Source organism: Streptomyces sp. NPDC091272, assembly GCF_044757485.1.
GTDB lineage: Bacteria > Actinomycetota > Actinomycetes > Streptomycetales > Streptomycetaceae > Streptomyces.
On sequence record NZ_JBIVVC010000003.1, the window covers coordinates 747954 to 761811 of the forward strand.

15 protein-coding genes are annotated in these 13858 nt (G+C 70.1%); 10 read left to right on the forward strand and 5 right to left on the reverse strand.

Translation table 11 applies throughout. The features are described from left to right. Positions 1-51 precede the first annotated feature (51 nt). The 4 genes from ACIQM4_RS12685 to ACIQM4_RS12700 are packed head-to-tail and all read left to right on the forward strand — an operon-like array spanning position 52 to position 3389. Positions 52-960 carry a DsbA family protein gene (locus tag ACIQM4_RS12685; protein WP_401589868.1) on the forward strand — a complete coding sequence of 303 codons (909 nt, stop codon included), beginning with the start codon at positions 52-54 and terminating at the stop codon, positions 958-960. After that, on the forward strand, positions 957-1835 hold the full coding sequence (locus tag ACIQM4_RS12690; protein ID WP_401589871.1) for a cytochrome c biogenesis CcdA family protein: 879 nt from the start codon (positions 957-959) through the stop codon (positions 1833-1835). Before ACIQM4_RS12685 ends, ACIQM4_RS12690 begins: the two co-directional genes overlap by 4 nt. Beyond that, positions 1832-2470, forward strand: coding sequence for a DUF4870 domain-containing protein (locus ACIQM4_RS12695; RefSeq protein ID WP_401589874.1), 639 nt, complete (start codon positions 1832-1834; stop codon positions 2468-2470). Before ACIQM4_RS12690 ends, ACIQM4_RS12695 begins: the two co-directional genes overlap by 4 nt. A 55-nt stretch (positions 2471-2525) precedes the next feature. After that, positions 2526-3389: an RNA methyltransferase gene (locus ACIQM4_RS12700; protein WP_401589876.1), complete on the forward strand. Its 864-nt coding sequence runs from the start codon at positions 2526-2528 to the stop codon at positions 3387-3389. Here the strand turns inward: ACIQM4_RS12700 and ACIQM4_RS12705 are convergent. Together ACIQM4_RS12705 and ACIQM4_RS12710 are read right to left on the reverse strand one after the other, a co-directional pair. Next, positions 3361-4395, reverse strand: coding sequence for a hypothetical protein (locus tag ACIQM4_RS12705; protein WP_401589879.1), 1035 nt, complete (start codon positions 4393-4395; stop codon positions 3361-3363). The two genes, ACIQM4_RS12700 and ACIQM4_RS12705, sit on opposite strands and share 29 nt — an antisense overlap. A gap of 143 nt (positions 4396-4538) precedes the next feature. Beyond that, a complete protein-coding gene (locus ACIQM4_RS12710) occupies positions 4539-5291 on the reverse strand; it encodes an rRNA methyltransferase (protein ID WP_401589882.1) in 753 nt (250 codons plus the stop codon). A 197-nt stretch (positions 5292-5488) separates the two neighbouring features. Here ACIQM4_RS12710 and ACIQM4_RS12715 point away from each other — a divergent pair, with 197 nt between their 5' ends. After that, positions 5489-6442, forward strand: a complete 954-nt coding sequence (locus ACIQM4_RS12715; protein ID WP_401589885.1) for an NAD-dependent epimerase/dehydratase family protein — start codon at positions 5489-5491, stop codon at positions 6440-6442. Between the two features lie 40 nt (positions 6443-6482). Here the strand turns inward: ACIQM4_RS12715 and ACIQM4_RS12720 are convergent, their stop codons facing one another. Next, on the reverse strand, positions 6483-7364 hold the full coding sequence (locus ACIQM4_RS12720) for a glycosyltransferase (protein WP_401589888.1): 882 nt from the start codon (positions 7362-7364) through the stop codon (positions 6483-6485). A gap of 172 nt (positions 7365-7536) precedes the next feature. Here ACIQM4_RS12720 and ACIQM4_RS12725 point away from each other — a divergent pair, with 172 nt between their 5' ends. Beyond that, entirely contained in the window at positions 7537-8604 is a 1068-nt protein-coding gene (locus ACIQM4_RS12725; protein ID WP_401589891.1) for a GDSL-type esterase/lipase family protein, read from the forward strand. 50 nt (positions 8605-8654) lie between these two features. Here ACIQM4_RS12725 and ACIQM4_RS12730 read toward each other — a convergent pair whose 3' ends face one another. Together ACIQM4_RS12730 and ACIQM4_RS12735 are read right to left on the reverse strand one after the other, a co-directional pair. Further along, positions 8655-8999, reverse strand: coding sequence for a response regulator transcription factor (locus ACIQM4_RS12730; RefSeq protein ID WP_401589894.1), 345 nt, complete (start codon positions 8997-8999; stop codon positions 8655-8657). Positions 9000-9357: 358 nt separating this feature from the next. Further along, positions 9358-9609: a LuxR C-terminal-related transcriptional regulator gene (locus ACIQM4_RS12735; protein WP_401589897.1), complete on the reverse strand. Its 252-nt coding sequence runs from the start codon at positions 9607-9609 to the stop codon at positions 9358-9360. Between the two features lie 428 nt (positions 9610-10037). Between ACIQM4_RS12735 and ACIQM4_RS12740 the strand changes: the two genes are divergently transcribed. Genes ACIQM4_RS12740 through ACIQM4_RS12755 form a run of 4 tightly spaced genes read left to right on the forward strand, consistent with a single transcriptional unit; the run spans position 10038 to position 13787 of the window. Continuing rightward, positions 10038-10448, forward strand: a complete 411-nt coding sequence (locus ACIQM4_RS12740; protein WP_401589900.1) for a cupin domain-containing protein — start codon at positions 10038-10040, stop codon at positions 10446-10448. Further along, positions 10445-11140, forward strand: coding sequence for an NAD(P)-dependent oxidoreductase (locus ACIQM4_RS12745; protein WP_401589903.1), 696 nt, complete (start codon positions 10445-10447; stop codon positions 11138-11140). The genes ACIQM4_RS12740 and ACIQM4_RS12745 overlap by 4 nt, the downstream gene beginning before the upstream one ends. Further along, positions 11137-12360, forward strand: a complete 1224-nt coding sequence (locus ACIQM4_RS12750; RefSeq protein ID WP_401589906.1) for a class I SAM-dependent methyltransferase — start codon at positions 11137-11139, stop codon at positions 12358-12360. The genes ACIQM4_RS12745 and ACIQM4_RS12750 overlap by 4 nt, the downstream gene beginning before the upstream one ends. A gap of 5 nt (positions 12361-12365) precedes the next feature. Further along, complete coding sequence (locus ACIQM4_RS12755; RefSeq protein WP_401589909.1) at positions 12366-13787, forward strand: cation:proton antiporter; 1422 nt, start codon at positions 12366-12368, stop codon at positions 13785-13787. The last annotated feature ends 71 nt before the right edge of the window (positions 13788-13858 follow it).

A 13858-nucleotide genomic window follows, 5' to 3' on the forward strand; every position in this document is an offset into this window, starting at 1 on the left:
GCCCGCTTCCCGTACCCCCGCACCCCGTACCGCCAGGAGCACAGCACCCCCATGCCCAGCCCCAAGAACTCCCCCCGCCGGACATCCAAGGCCCGCGGCGTCCTCATCGGCGCCTCGATCGCCACGGCGGCGGCCCTTCTCGGCCTCGCCTCCTACTCCGCCACCAAGCCCGAGGACCGCAACACCGTCACCCCCACCCTCGACACCTCCAGCCCCACCGCCCCCGCCGCCGGCGCCCAGAACGGCGTACATCCCGAGCTGGCGAAGCTCGCCCGCCGTACCGAGGGCGATCCCCTCGCGCAGGGGAGGGCGGACGCGCCCGTCGTCCTCGTCGAGTACGCCGACTTCAAGTGCGGCTACTGCGGAAAGTTCGCCCGCGACACCGAGCCCGAGCTGGTGAAGAAGTACGTCGACAACGGCACCCTGCGTATCGAGTGGCGCAACTTCCCGATCTTCGGCGACGAGTCCGAGGCCGTCGCCCGCACCTCCTGGGCCGCCGGGCAGCAGGGCGTCTTCTGGCCCTTCCACCAAGCCGCGTACGCCAAGGACGCCAAGGCGAAGGGGTACGGGAAGGACCGGCTGACGGAGATCGCGCGGGAGGCGGGGGTGAAGGACCTGGCCAGGTTCGCGGCCGACTCCGACAGCGCCGGGGCCCGCGCCGCCGTCAGGAAGGACCAGGAGGAGGCGTACGGACTCGGCGCCACCTCCACCCCGTCCTTCCTGGTCAACGGGGAGCCGATCGCCGGCGCCCAGCCGGACGAGGTCTTCGAGCAGGCCGTCGAGAGGGCGGCGAGGGCCGCCGCCGCAGCCAAGAGCGGCGCCGCGCAGGGCAACCGGCCGACGCAGGGCGCGCCGGGCAACGGGGAGGCGCAGGGCGCGCCGGGGAACGGGGAGGCGCAGGGCGCGCCGGGGAACCGGGAGACGCAGGACGCGCCGGGGAACCGGGAGGCGCAGAAGTGACCCCCGACATCGGCTACTTCGCCGCTTTCCTCGGTGGTCTCCTCGCCCTGATCAGCCCGTGCAGCGCCCTCCTGCTGCCCGCCTTCTTCGCCTACTCGATCGACTCGGCCTCCCGCCTCGTCGCCCGCACCTGCCTCTTCTACGCGGGCCTGGCCACGACCCTCGTGCCGTTGGGGGCCGCGGGTTCGTACGCCGGGCGCTTCTTCTACGGCAACCGCGACCTGCTGGTCACCTGCGCCGGCTGGTTGATCATCACGCTCGGTGTCGCCCAGATCCTGGGCATGGGCTTCGCGTCGAAGAAGATGGCGGAACTCTCCGGCCGCATCCGCCCCACCACCGCCCTCTCCGTGTACGCGCTCGGCGCGGTCTACGGCCTCGCGGGCTTCTGCGCGGGGCCCATCCTGGGCAGCGTCCTCACCGTCGCGGCCGTCAGCGGCAGTCCGGCCTACGGCGGCCTGCTCCTGGCCGTCTACGCCCTGGGCATGGCGGTCCCGCTGTTCCTGCTCGCCCTCCTCTGGGAGCGCTTCGACCTGGGCAGGCGCAAGTGGCTCCGTGGCCGCACGCTCACCGTCGGCCGCTTCGAACTCCACACCACCTCCCTCCTCTCCGGTCTCTTCTTCATCGTGCTGGGCGTCCTGTTCCTCCTCTTTGACGGTGCGACGGCCCTGCCGGGCATCCTCGACGTCGACGACTCCTTCGCCGTCGAGCGCTGGGCCGGCGGCCTCGGCGAAGCGGTCCCCGACTGGGCGCTGCTGGTGGCCGTGCCGGCGGTGGTGGGCGCGGTCCTCGGGGTACGGGCGCTGCGCGGCAGGGGCGACGACCCCGACAATGGGCGTGACCTGAACGGCCTACCCGAGGAACGACTTCCGCGATGACGACACCTCCGCCCCCGCAACCGCCCCAGGACCCGAACGGCGGCTACGGCTACCCGTCGTCCGGCGGCCCGTACGGCTACCCGCAGGACGGCACGCCGGGACAGCAGTCCCCGTACGGCTACCCGGGTCAGCCGGGTCAGCCGGGTCTCCCGGGCTACCCCGGTTACGCCGCCCAGCCCGGTCAGCCCGGTCAGCAGAACCCGTACGGCGTCCCCGGTCCCGGTGGTCCGTACGACCAGGGGCTCGGGATGCCCCCGCGGCCGTTCTCCACCAGCAGCGCGATGTGGGCGCACCTTGGCACGCTGCTCGCGCTCACCGTCGGCGCGTTCGTGACCTGCGGCCTCTCGGCGCTCGCGGCCTGGGTGGTGGGACTGTCCATCCGCTCCGGCGCGCGCGACCCCTTCACCCGGCAGCACGCGACGGCCGCCCTGAACATGGCGCTCACCTCGCTGATCATCAGCGTGGCGATCACGGTGCTGTCGTTCGTCCCGATCGTCGGTCTCGTGCTGGTGGTCGCGGGGATCGGCTGGGGCATCGCGGTGATCGTCTTCATGATCCTGGCGACGGTCGCGGCCAACAAGGGCCTGCCGTACCGCTATCCGTCGTTCCTGGCGTTCCCGATGGTCAGCGCCTGACCGCGGGTCCCAGGATTTTTGCGGGCGTCAGGACCCAGGAGATAGTCTTGTGCGAATGGCAAAATCACGTGGAGAGCGGCCGTCGGCGGCTCGGCAGGTCAACTCGCGCAACGCGCGCTTCCAGCAGTGGCAGGCCCTGCTCGGCAACCGCAACAAGCGCACGCGCGCCGGTGAGTTCCTGGTTCTCGGGGTCCGGCCGATCTCCCTCGCGGTGGAGAACGGCTGGCCCATCCGCACGCTCCTCTACGACGGACAGCGCGAGCTGTCGAAGTGGGCGCGCGAGCTCCTGCGCACGGTGCGCACGGAGCAGCTCGCGATGGCTCCCGGGCTGCTGATGGAGCTGGGCGAGAAGAGCGAGACCCCGCCCGAGGTCATCGCCGTGGTGGAGATGCCCGCCGACGACCTCGACCGGATCCCGGTCCGGGAGGACTTCCTGGGCGTCATGTTCGACCGGCCGACCAGCCCGGGAAACATCGGCTCCATCATCCGCTCGGCGGACGCCCTGGGTGCCCACGGGTTGATCGTGGCGGGCCACGCCGCCGACGTCTACGACCCGAAGTCGGTCCGGTCGAGCACCGGTTCCATGTTCTCCCTGCCCGCCGTGCGGGTGCCGTCACCGAGCGAGGTGATGGAGTGGGTGGAGGCGCGCCGGGCCGCGGGGACACCGATCGTCCTGGTCGGTACGGACGAGCACGGTGACTGCGACGTGTTCGACTTCGACCTCACCCAGCCGACGCTGCTGCTGATCGGCAACGAGACGAACGGGCTCAGCAACGCCTGGCGTGCGCTGTGCGACCACACGGTCAGCATTCCGATGACCGGCTCCGCGAGTTCCCTGAACGCGGCGAACGCCGCGACCGCGGTCCTCTACGAAGCCGTCCGGCAGCGGGTCAGCGGAAGAACCGCAACAACTCCCTGAGCAGCCGGGGGTAGTTGTAGTGGGCGCGCGCCCGTTCCTGGATCAGTCCTACGGCCTTCGCGTGGCGCTCGAAGTCGCCTGTCAGCCGGCCGAGCGTCGCGGCGGGGTCCGCGCCCAGTGTCAGGGCTCCGACGTCGTCCCCGTACACCAGGGACATGAACTCCGTCTCGGGCGGCAGCACGGGCAGCGAACCCGACGCGAGCGTTTCGAGCATGCGGGCCGTGAGCAACCCGGTGTCGGCCACGAGCGGGCTGACCAGCACCGGGGTGATCACGGCCCGCCCCATCTCCGGGACGACGTGTCCGAACGGCACCGGCGGCTGGACCTCGACCCCGGCCAGCCGTTCGGGCTCGGCGGAGGTGATGTCCTCGAACCCGGGGCAGGTGCTCCCGTCCCACCACCGTCCGCAGACCCGCATCCGCCGCAACCGGGCCGCCCTGGCGGCCTCCACGATCTCGACGAACGGCTTCCAGCGCCCCCAGTTGCTGCCGATGTACTGCAGCTCGTAGTCCCGCTCGAAGCCGAGCTCCAGAGGGTGCCGTACGAGCTGGGGCATGCCGAAACACGGGAAGAACTCCGCCCCGTCCGGCAGGGGGCCGGTCAGCTTGGGCTGTAGCACGAGGTCACTGAGCGTGGCGTAGAGCCGCCGCCAGTCCTCGGTCGAGTGGGTGCCGACGGAGCTGTCGTCGGCGGTGGCGACGCCGCCCCAGTGGCCGTCGAAATCGATTATCAGGCGCCTCCCCCTGGGAAACGAACAGGCCAGGTCGACCTGCTCGTCCGACAGGAACTGCCGGGCCTCGAACATGAGCACAAGATGTGTTCCCCACCGGATGTCCTGCTCCACCGGAAGGTGCAGCGGGATCTGCTCGTCCATCCGCGAGAGCGGGCCGCTGATCCGGACCTCGCAGTCCGCCTCGGCCGCCGCCTGCACATAGGCGGCGACGGTCTGGCTGAACCCCGCCTGCCAATGGAAATTTCCGGCTATGAGAACTCGGGCTCCTGCCATACCGCCTCCGAAGAACGCAACTGGGGGCACTGCCGATGCGATTCTAGAGAAGAGGAACTGGGGAAAACTCCAGCCAAAACGCACTGCTCAGGCGTCAGAGTTCAGGTGCCGGAGGTCTGGCGTCGGAGGTCAGGTGTCGGAGGTCAGACGTCGGAGTCCAGCACGTCGCCGGCCCGGACCAGCACGGCCGACCGGGTCCCGACCTTCAGCCGCTCCAGGGTGGGTACCGGAGCGACCGGGATCTTGCGGCTGCGGTCGGTGAGGGCGATGACCGCGTGCGCGGGCAGCACCGACGCGAGCGAACGCAGCATGCCCGTCACCGGCTGCCCCGGCACCGACCCTTCCCAGTGCGTCCGCTCGCCGTACGGCAGGTCGGTCAGTACGACATCGGGTGCGGACCCGGCGACGGCGGCGGCCAGCGAGCGCGGATCGAAGACGTCCGCGGTGTGCACGGCGGCCGGCAGTCCGCCGCCGCCCGCCGACAGCCGGTCCCGCAGCCTGCGGGCGGCGGCCGCCGCCTCCAGGTACGCGGGCTTGGCGAAGCGCTCGCTCTGCTCGCGGCGCTCCTGCTCGCGCGCGGTCAGCCCGTGCGGGGAGAGCAGCGCGAGGTTCTTGGCCGCGAGTTCCAGCGGGGCGGGATCCACGTCGGAGGCGATCACCTGCCGCAGCGAACGACGGTGCAGGAGACCCAGCACCGTCAGGAGGTATCCGCTGCCGCAGCACGGGTCCCACAGGGTGACCGGGCCGTCGCCGGGGAGCCTGGCGCGGGCCCGCAGGAAGATCTCCGTCGCCAGCCGGACGGGAAAGGCCGGGTAGCCCGGTGCGGAGTGGAGCACGACACCGCAGGCGAGATCGGAACTGTCGACCCGCTCGACGGCGTGGCGGTACGAACTCACCTGTCCACTCCCCAAAGACTCGGAACCGCCTTCGTCGCAGCCCTGACGCGATCATAGTGCCGCGTCCCCCGCGCGGCCCGCCGCTGCCGCCGGACCGGTCTCACGGGCCGGAAGTCTGAGGTTTTCCCGAACGTGTCCCCACTTACGATCTCTGCGACCGGACGCCGTGGTGGCGAAGCCGCGAAGAAGGGTGGGCCATGTTCCCGCAGTTCTCAGACGGAACACGTCTGCTGGTGACGGGAGGGGCGGGCTTCATCGGCTCGCACGTCGTCGACGTCTTCCTGGACGCAGGGGCCGAGGTCACGGTGCTGGACAACATGACCACCGGCGACCCGGCACGGCTGGACGGGCGTGTGGCCGTCCACCGCGTCGACGTGACCGATTCCGCCGCGCTCGACGAGGCCGTGCGGTCGGTCCGCCCCGAGGTCATCTGCCATCTTGCGGCCCAGATCGACGTCCGGGTCTCGGTGGCCGACCCCGCAGCGGACGCACGGGTCAACGTACTGGGCACGATCAACGTCCTGGAGGCGGCGCGCGCCGTCGGCGCGCGGGTCGTGTTCGCCTCCACCGGCGGGGCGCTCTACGGGGAAGGGGTCCCGGTCCCCACGCCCGAGGACACGCTGCCCGCGCCGGGAGCCCCCTACGGCACGGCCAAGTACTGCGCGGAGCAGTACATCGGACTGTTCAACCGGCTGCACGCGACCGAGCACATCGTGCTGCGACTGGGCAACGTGTACGGGCCGAGGCAGAGCCCGGCCGGTGAGGCGGGCGTCATCGCCATCTACTGCGGGCTGGCCCGCGACGGCGAGGTGCCCACGGTGTTCGGCGACGGTTCGCAGACCCGCGACTACGTGTACGTCGGGGACGTCGCAGCGGCGTTCGTCGCCGCGGTACGCCACCGTGCTCCCGGCGTGTGGAACATCGGCACGGGCCGGGGGAGCACGGTGCTGGAGGTCCTCGACCACCTCGCCGCCGTCGCCGGACGCGACCTGAGCCCGCGCTTCGCGCCCCGCAGGCCGGGCGAGATCCAGCACAGCACCCTGGACGTCTCGCGCGCCGCCGCCGACCTGGGCTGGACCGCTTCCGTCCCGCTGGAGAAGGGCGCCGCCGCCACCTACGCCTGGGTCCTGGCCGGCTCGCCCGTCCGGTAGCGGGCCAGGACCGCCGGGCGGGCGGCGGGGGGCCGCGGACTCACTTGCGCAGGCGCAGCAGGAGTCCGTGGCCGACGCCGGCCGCGGTGGCCGCCCCGTACAGGCAGAACAGCAGCGGGGTGCAGCGGGACTCCGGTGCGGTGCGGTGCCGGGTCAGCTCCTTGCGGAGTCCCACGACGCTCTGGTGGCGCCGTGCCTCCGAGCGCCCCTGCCAGTAGGCCCGGCGCAGGAGGTAGCGCAGGGTGAGCCGGCCGGGGTCGACGTCGTGGACGACCGCGTGGTCGGGCAGCAGGCACTCCCGGGCGCCCGCCTCCTTCATCAGCGAGATGAAGGAGGTGTCCTCGCCGGACTGCAGGTTGCCGCCGGTGCGGCTCAGGTCGAGGTCGAAGGTCAGGCCCCGGCGGTGCGCGAAGTCGGAGTCGACGCCCATGCAGGCGCCCCAGATCTTGATGTCGCCGCGGTCGCGGTGCCAGCCGACGAGGTGGAACTGCCCCGAGGAGAGGAACCAGGGCAGCGGCAGGAGTTCCCGTGGTGGCCGCAGCCGCGTGCCCACCACGTGTGCCCCGGCACGGAAGGCGGTGCGGACGGCGGCCACGGCTCCTGCGTCGAGCCGCACGTCGTCGTCCACGAACAGCACGTGCCGCCCGGGGTGTTCGCGCAGCACCGTGTTGCGGGACGCGGACAGCCCGCGGGTGGAGCCCAGGACGCGCATGGTGCCCCCGGCCTCGTTCACCTGGGCGGCCACCTTCTCGGCCTCGGGAGTCACCGGCCGGTCCAGCAGTACCACGTACTCGTCGCCGTTCAACTGGCCGAGGTTGTGCCGCAGATGCCGGCGGACGTTCTCCAGACGGAAGGCACAGACCGCCACCACCATTGGACGTCGCCCGGGGGTGCTCAGGTCCGCGGTATCTCTCTTGTCCAAAGTCACTCCAGTACGGCTGCGTTCCATTGGTGAGGGAACTCGCGAGTGCCATTCTCCAGTCATCCTAGGAACTGCTTTCTAAGGAATATGCTAAAGAATCCGGGGCCCCGACCGCATTGACTGCTGTTAGTGTCGATGCGTCGGTCAACCAGAACAACTGGACAGGTGAAGGATGTTGGGATCAGGGCGCTTAATTCGCGCGGACGACCCGGTGCTCACCTATCGCGGTGCGGTCTCCCTCCAGGAGACCGACGGTGGAATTGCACCTTGGCGAGTTCCGTTCGCGGAGCGAAACGTGTTCTTTCCCGAGGGCGGCGTCGGGCGTGCCGCGATGCCGTCGGGGGTGCGGGTCACCTTCCGTACCGACGCCGACGCGTTCGCCTTCCGCTACGCGGCCCGCCCCGCCCCGGAGATGGCGGGTCCGCCCGAGGTGGCGCAGGTCGACGTGCGCGTGGACGGCAAGCCGGTCGCGAGCCTTCCCGTGCTGACCGACCGGGAGATCCACACCTGCCGGGTCGAGTCACTGCCGGGCGGCGGCGACCGTCTCGTGGAGCTGTGGCTGCCCTGCCTGAACCAGTTCATCCTGCACGGGGTGGAGCTGCCGGCCGGCTGCACGGCGGGTCCCGACACCCTGACCGCGCCTCGCTGGGTCCACTACGGGGCCTCCGAGTCGCAGGGCCGCGGGGCGCTGTCACCCAGCCGGAACTGGACCGCGGCGGTCGCCACCGAACTCGGCCTGGACCTGACGTCGTTGGCGATCGGGGCCGGTTGCTACCTGCAGCCGCTCTTCGCGACCCTGATCCGCGACCTGCCCGCCGACCTCATCACGTGCATGGTCGGCATGAACATCTACGGCGCGCGGGCCCTGAACGACTTCACCTACCGGCCGAACCTGGTCGGCATGGTCCGGATCATCCGGGAGCGACACCCCTCGACCCCGCTGGTCATGGCGTCCCACCACCACTCGCCGTGGCACGACCCGTTGGAAGGAGACGGTTACCTGTCCCTGACGGAGGTACGCAGGCAGACCTGCGAGGCGGTCGACCTGCTGCGCGCGCACGGCGACGAGAACGTCCACTACGTCCACGGCCCGAGCCTCGCCGGGCCCGACACGGCACACCTGTACATCGAACCGCCGCGCACCGATCCGCTGCACTTCAACCAGGAGGGGCACGACCTGCTGGCGGCGGCCTTCCGGCACAAGCTCGTGGAGCTGGTGCCGGACCTGGCGAGGGGCTGAACCGCCGCCGGAGGGACGGACGGTGTGGCCGTCCCCGCGGCACGGAGGTCCTAGGAACCCTCGTCCGTGTCGGGTCTGCGGGCCGGTTGTCCCGGGGCCGGATCGTCGGAGTCCGCCGGCAGCCCGTGCGCGAAGGCGACCAGCCCGGCCTGCAGCCGGGACTCAAGGCGGAGCTTCGCGAGTATCTGCGCCATATGAGCCTTGACCGTGCGCTCGGTGACCCCGAGCAGCGCGGCGATGTCCCGGTTGGAACAGCCGTGACTCAGCAGGGCGAAGACCTGTAGCTCACGCTCGGACAGCAGATGTACGTGAGCCAGCCCGTCCAGCCAGGGGAACTGGGCTCCGTGGTCGATTCCATCGTCACCAGGTTCGCTGGTGTCGCCGAAAGATGGCAAGGCTTGCCCCCGTATGAGCGTGTTCTACCTCACATGCCCTACGAGGCCATCCTGCGCACCGTCACCCAAACACGAGGTGACCTGGTGAGGCGATATCACCTATGCGAAGAATACTTCAAGGGCGATGCTCGCCTTTGATCATTCTATCGCATCACTGGCTCCTGACCAGTCTTTCTTCCGGCTGCCTGAGACCGCGCGCAGGACCCGCCTTCGCGCCGCGCGAGCGGCCGGCGTGTCGGCGGGTCCTGGTCACTCAAAAAGCCGAGCGGAACGTTACGCGCAACAGCAAATCCCGTTCCGGCCGGGTTACGCGTCGTGGTTTTTGCGTCGTATCGAGATCAGCTGTGTGGGAACGGCATCAGCTGATGCGTTCCTGGAGAACTTTGGGTGGCCAGACCTCGGGCCGCAGGATTCCCAGTGTGTAGGCCCTGGCGACGAGAGCGGTGCGATTGGACACCCGGAAGCGTTCCATCATCTTGCTGACGTGGTACTCGACGCCCTGACGGCTGAGATAGAGCTTGTTTGCGATGCAAGTGGTGCGGTCACCTGCAGCGATATGCTCCATGATCTTGGCGTCCAGGTCGGATAATGACGTGGGGGCGGTTCTCACCTAAAACTCCCTGGAGGAAGAGTGTGGGGGTTGAGAGAGCCGGAGTGTGGAGTCCGGATGCCAGCTGCTGAACCTTTGTACCCAACACTCCTTCGTGAGGAGTAGTGGACCTTTGTTCAGGTGGTAATCGCGGTTCCTGGATATGGGTTTGTACGGGTAATTGGGGTGGTTTTGGGCGACTTGTACCCCCGATGAAACCACTTAGCACCCCGCACCCTTCCTATTCCGGCATGCCGGGTGTTCAGGTCGAGTGGTACGCAGTCGACCCCTGGAATCGGTGAATGGTTACGCAGCGCCACGAAGGAAGCTCTCGGTGACCGGGGAAGGGCCTGAATCGGGGCTCCGACCCAGGACTAGCAATTTCCTCATACCTGCCCGACCTATCCTCGACCTCTGCGAATCTGTGGCGCGGAACGAGCGGAGACGGCATGAAAATTGATGTGCTCCAGCCCACCTGCAATCTCGATACGGTGCGGGACGGACGCGGCGGTATTTTTACCTGGGTCCCCCCGGAACCCATCCTGGAATTCAACATGCTGCACCTGTATCCGGGAAAGGTGCGCGGGCTGCATTATCATCCGCACTTTGTCGAGTACCTGCTCTTCGTCGAGGGGTCGGGTGTGCTCGTCACCAAGGACGACGCGGAGGATCCCGACTGCAAAGAGGAATTCATCCATGTCTCGCGCGGGGTCTGCACCAGGACGCCGGCGGGGGTCATGCACGCCGTGCACGCCATCACCTCCCTGACGTTCATCGCCATGCTCACCAAACCCTGGGACACCTGTGACCCCCCGCTGGTCCAGGTCGAACCACTGCCGCACACGCTGGAGCGCCGGTGAGGGTCGCGGTGCTCGGCGCCACAGGGTTCGTCGGCGCGGCCGTCACCCGGGCGCTGGGGACGGCGGCCGTTCCCGTGACCCGGGCCAACTACGAGGAGGCCCGCCACGGCGGCCCCTACGACGTCCTGGTCAACGCGGCCTGTCCGTCCGGGCGTTACCGGGCCCGGCAGCACCCCGAGGAGGACCGCCGCGAGACGGTCGACAAGACCCGGACGCTCCTGCGCGACTGGAAGTGGGACCGCTTCGTCCAGATCAGCACCCTCTCGGCACGCACCCAGCTGGACACCCCCTACGGCATGCACCGGGCCGAGGCCGAGGAGCTGTGCGCGTCCCACCTGGTGGTGCGGCTGGGCCCCATGTACGGCGAGAGCAACACCAAGGGCGTCCTCATGGACTTCCTCCACGAGCGACCCGTCTACGCGCACGGCGATTCGCGCCAGAGCTTCGCCCCGGTGGAGTGGTGCGGCGCCTGGGTGGCCTCCCACCTCGACGCGGCGGGCCTGTGTGAGGTCGGCGGGCGGGGGACGGTCGGCCTGCGGGAGGTCAGGGACGCGGTCGGTTCGCGCTCCGTCTTCGCGAACGACCGCAACGACGACCAGTTCCCGCTGGTCAGTGAACCCGACTGGCCGGACGCCGCGGACGTCATTCCCTGGCTCAGGGCCCGCGGCCGAGCATTGACTGGAGAATCATGACCGCGACCGGTCACATGACCGTTGTCGACCGCTGCCGGATCTGCGACAACACCGAGCTGCTGCCCGTGCTCGACCTCGGACCGCAGGCGCTCACCGGTGTGTTCCCGCGCTCGCGCGACGAGGACGTACCGCGCGTACCGCTGGAGCTGGTGCGCTGCTCGCCCGGCGGCTGCGAGCTGGTCCAGCTGCGGCACACCGCCGACTTCGGCCTCATGTACGGCGAGGGCTACGGCTACCGGTCCAGCCTCAACCGCTCCATGGCGGACCACCTGCGCGGGAAGGTCGCGGCCCTGCGGGGCCTGGTGGACCTGGGCCCCGGCGACCTGGCCGTGGACATCGGCAGCAACGACGGCACCCTGCTGGCGGCCTACCCCACGGACGGGCCCGCCCTGGTGGGCGTGGACCCCGCCGCCCCCGTCTTCGCCGGCACCTATCCGCCGGGCGCCGAGCTGATCCCCGACTTCTTCGCCTGCGACCTGCTCGGCGGGCGCCGCGCGAAGGTCGTCACCTCGATCGCGATGTTCTACGACCTGCCGCGCCCGATGGAGTTCATGCGGGAGGTGGCCCGCCTCCTGACGGACGACGGCATCTGGGTCACCGAGCAGAGCTACCTGCCCGCGATGCTGCACTCCGGCGCCTACGACGTGGTCTGCCACGAGCACCTGGACTACTACGGGCTCCGCCAGATCGAGTGGATGGCCGAGCGGACCGGGCTGAAGGTGGTGCAGGCCGAGCTGACGCCGGTCTACGGCGGCAGCCTCTCGGTGGTGCTCGCCCGCCGCGGCTCCCCCCGGCAGGCGGACGAGGCGGCCCTGGCCCGCATCAGGGCCGGCGAGCACGACCTGCCCTTCAAGGAGTTCGCCCGGCGGACCGAGGAGTCCCGCGACCGGCTCCTGGAGTTCCTCACCGCCTCGCGCGACAAGGGACTTCGCACGCTCGGCTACGGAGCCTCGACCAAGGGCAACGTCCTGCTCCAGTACTGCGGACTGGACGAGACCTTCCTGCCCTGCATCGCCGAGGTGAACCAGGACAAGTTCGGCTGCTGCACACCCGGCACGGGCATCCCGATCGTCTCCGAGGAGGAGGCGAGGGCGATGGACCCCGACCAGTTCCTGGTCCTCCCGTGGGTCTACCGGGACACGATGGTCGCCAGGGAACGCGACTTCCTGGCCTCCGGGGGACACCTGGTCTTCCCGCTGCCCACCCTGGAAGTGGTGTGAGGCGGGTGCCGGGACTGAAGGAACGGGCCGGCGCGCGAGTGCTGTCGCTGGGGCTGCTGTCGGTCCTGCCGCTGCTGGCGGCGGCCCTGCTGCTGTGGCACGGCGCCACGGGCGGGGACGACACGCGGCGGCCGGGGCCCGGGAGCGCCGCGCCGGACGCGGCGCACGTCGAGGGCTGGCAGCTGCTGCTCGCCCTCGCCGTGGTGGTGGCCACCGCGCGGGCCGTCGGAGCCCTGGTCAGCCGGCACCTGGGCCAGCCCCGGGTGGTGGGCGAGATGATCTCCGGGATCGTCCTGGGCCCGTCGGTGCTCGGTCTGCTCGCCCCCGGGGTCTACGACGCGGTGTTCCCCACCGCCCTGCACTCCTACCTCGACCTGTTCGCGCAGGTCGGGCTGGCGCTGTTCATGTTCCTGATCGGCATGGAGTTCGGCGAGACCCGCCACGAACGGGCGGGCAGCACGGGCGCGGTCATCGGGCTCGTCGGCGTCTGCGTGTCGTTCGCCCTCGGCTGCGTGCTCGGCTACGCGCTGTACTCCGGCTACGCCCCGGAGGGCATCGGCTTCCTGCCGTTCACCCTCTTCCTCGGCATCGCCATGAGCGTGACCGCCTTCCCCGTACTGGCCCGGCTGCTGATGGAGCGCGGCATGCTCCAGTCCCGGGCGGGCACGTACGCCATCGTGGGGGCCGCCACCGCCGACCTGGCCTGCTGGCTGCTGCTCGCGGTCGTCGTCGCGCTGCTGCGCAGCGACTCGCCCCTGGGAGTGCTGCGCACCCTCGGGCTCACCGTGCTGTTCTTCGGTGTCATGGTGGTGTTCGTCCGCCCCGCCCTGAAGCACTTGCTGGAGCGGACCCGCTTCCCCGACGGCGGGGTGCTGGCGCTGATCGTTCCCTGTGCGCTGCTGTCGGGGGTCGCCACCGAACTGATCGGCATCCACCTCATCTTCGGGGCCTTCCTCTTCGGCGCCGTCTGCCCCAGGTCGGCGCCGGCCCTGGTGAGCGCGGGCGGCAGGCTCCAGGAGCTCGTCACCGCGGTGCTGCTGCCGCCCTTCTTCGCCTCGGTGGGGCTGAAGACCGATCTGCTGCAACTGGGCGAGGGCGGCGGGGCGTTGTGGATCTGGGCGGGCGTCGCCCTGCTGGTCGCCGTCCTCGGGAAGCTGGTGGGCAGCGCGGTGGCGGCCTCGCTGATGTCGGTGGAGCGGGTCGACGCCCTGCGCATCGGCACCCTCATGAACTGCCGCGGACTGACCGAGCTGGTGATCCTGTCCATCGGGCTCGAACTCGGGGTGCTGTCACCCGCGTTGTTCACCATGCTGGTCGTGGTCACCATGTGCGCCACCTGCCTGACCGCGCCGCTGCTCGACCTGCTCGACCGCGCCGAGGCGCGTCACGCGCCCGCCCGTGCGAAGGCGCCGTCCACCGTCGGCTGACCTGGCGCGCGGCGCATTCCTACCACGGAATTGCGGAATGGGTCTAGGCAATTCCCTCAAGAATGTCCACG

Bases quoted from the DNA above. Each gene is read 5' to 3' on its own strand.
- ACIQM4_RS12700 (WP_401589876.1), top strand. From the start codon at position 2,526: ATGGCAAAATCACGTGGAGAGCGGCCGTCGGCGGCTCGGCAGGTCAAC.
- ACIQM4_RS12740 (WP_401589900.1), top strand. From the start codon at position 10,038: ATGAAAATTGATGTGCTCCAGCCCACCTGCAATCTCGATACGGTGCGG.
- ACIQM4_RS12725 (WP_401589891.1), top strand. From the start codon at position 7,537: ATGTTGGGATCAGGGCGCTTAATTCGCGCGGACGACCCGGTGCTCACC.
- ACIQM4_RS12695 (WP_401589874.1), top strand. From the start codon at position 1,832: ATGACGACACCTCCGCCCCCGCAACCGCCCCAGGACCCGAACGGCGGC.
- ACIQM4_RS12685 (WP_401589868.1), top strand. From the start codon at position 52: ATGCCCAGCCCCAAGAACTCCCCCCGCCGGACATCCAAGGCCCGCGGC.
- ACIQM4_RS12715 (WP_401589885.1), top strand. From the start codon at position 5,489: ATGTTCCCGCAGTTCTCAGACGGAACACGTCTGCTGGTGACGGGAGGG.
- ACIQM4_RS12705 (WP_401589879.1), bottom strand. From the start codon at position 4,395: ATGGCAGGAGCCCGAGTTCTCATAGCCGGAAATTTCCATTGGCAGGCG.
- ACIQM4_RS12750 (WP_401589906.1), top strand. From the start codon at position 11,137: ATGACCGCGACCGGTCACATGACCGTTGTCGACCGCTGCCGGATCTGC.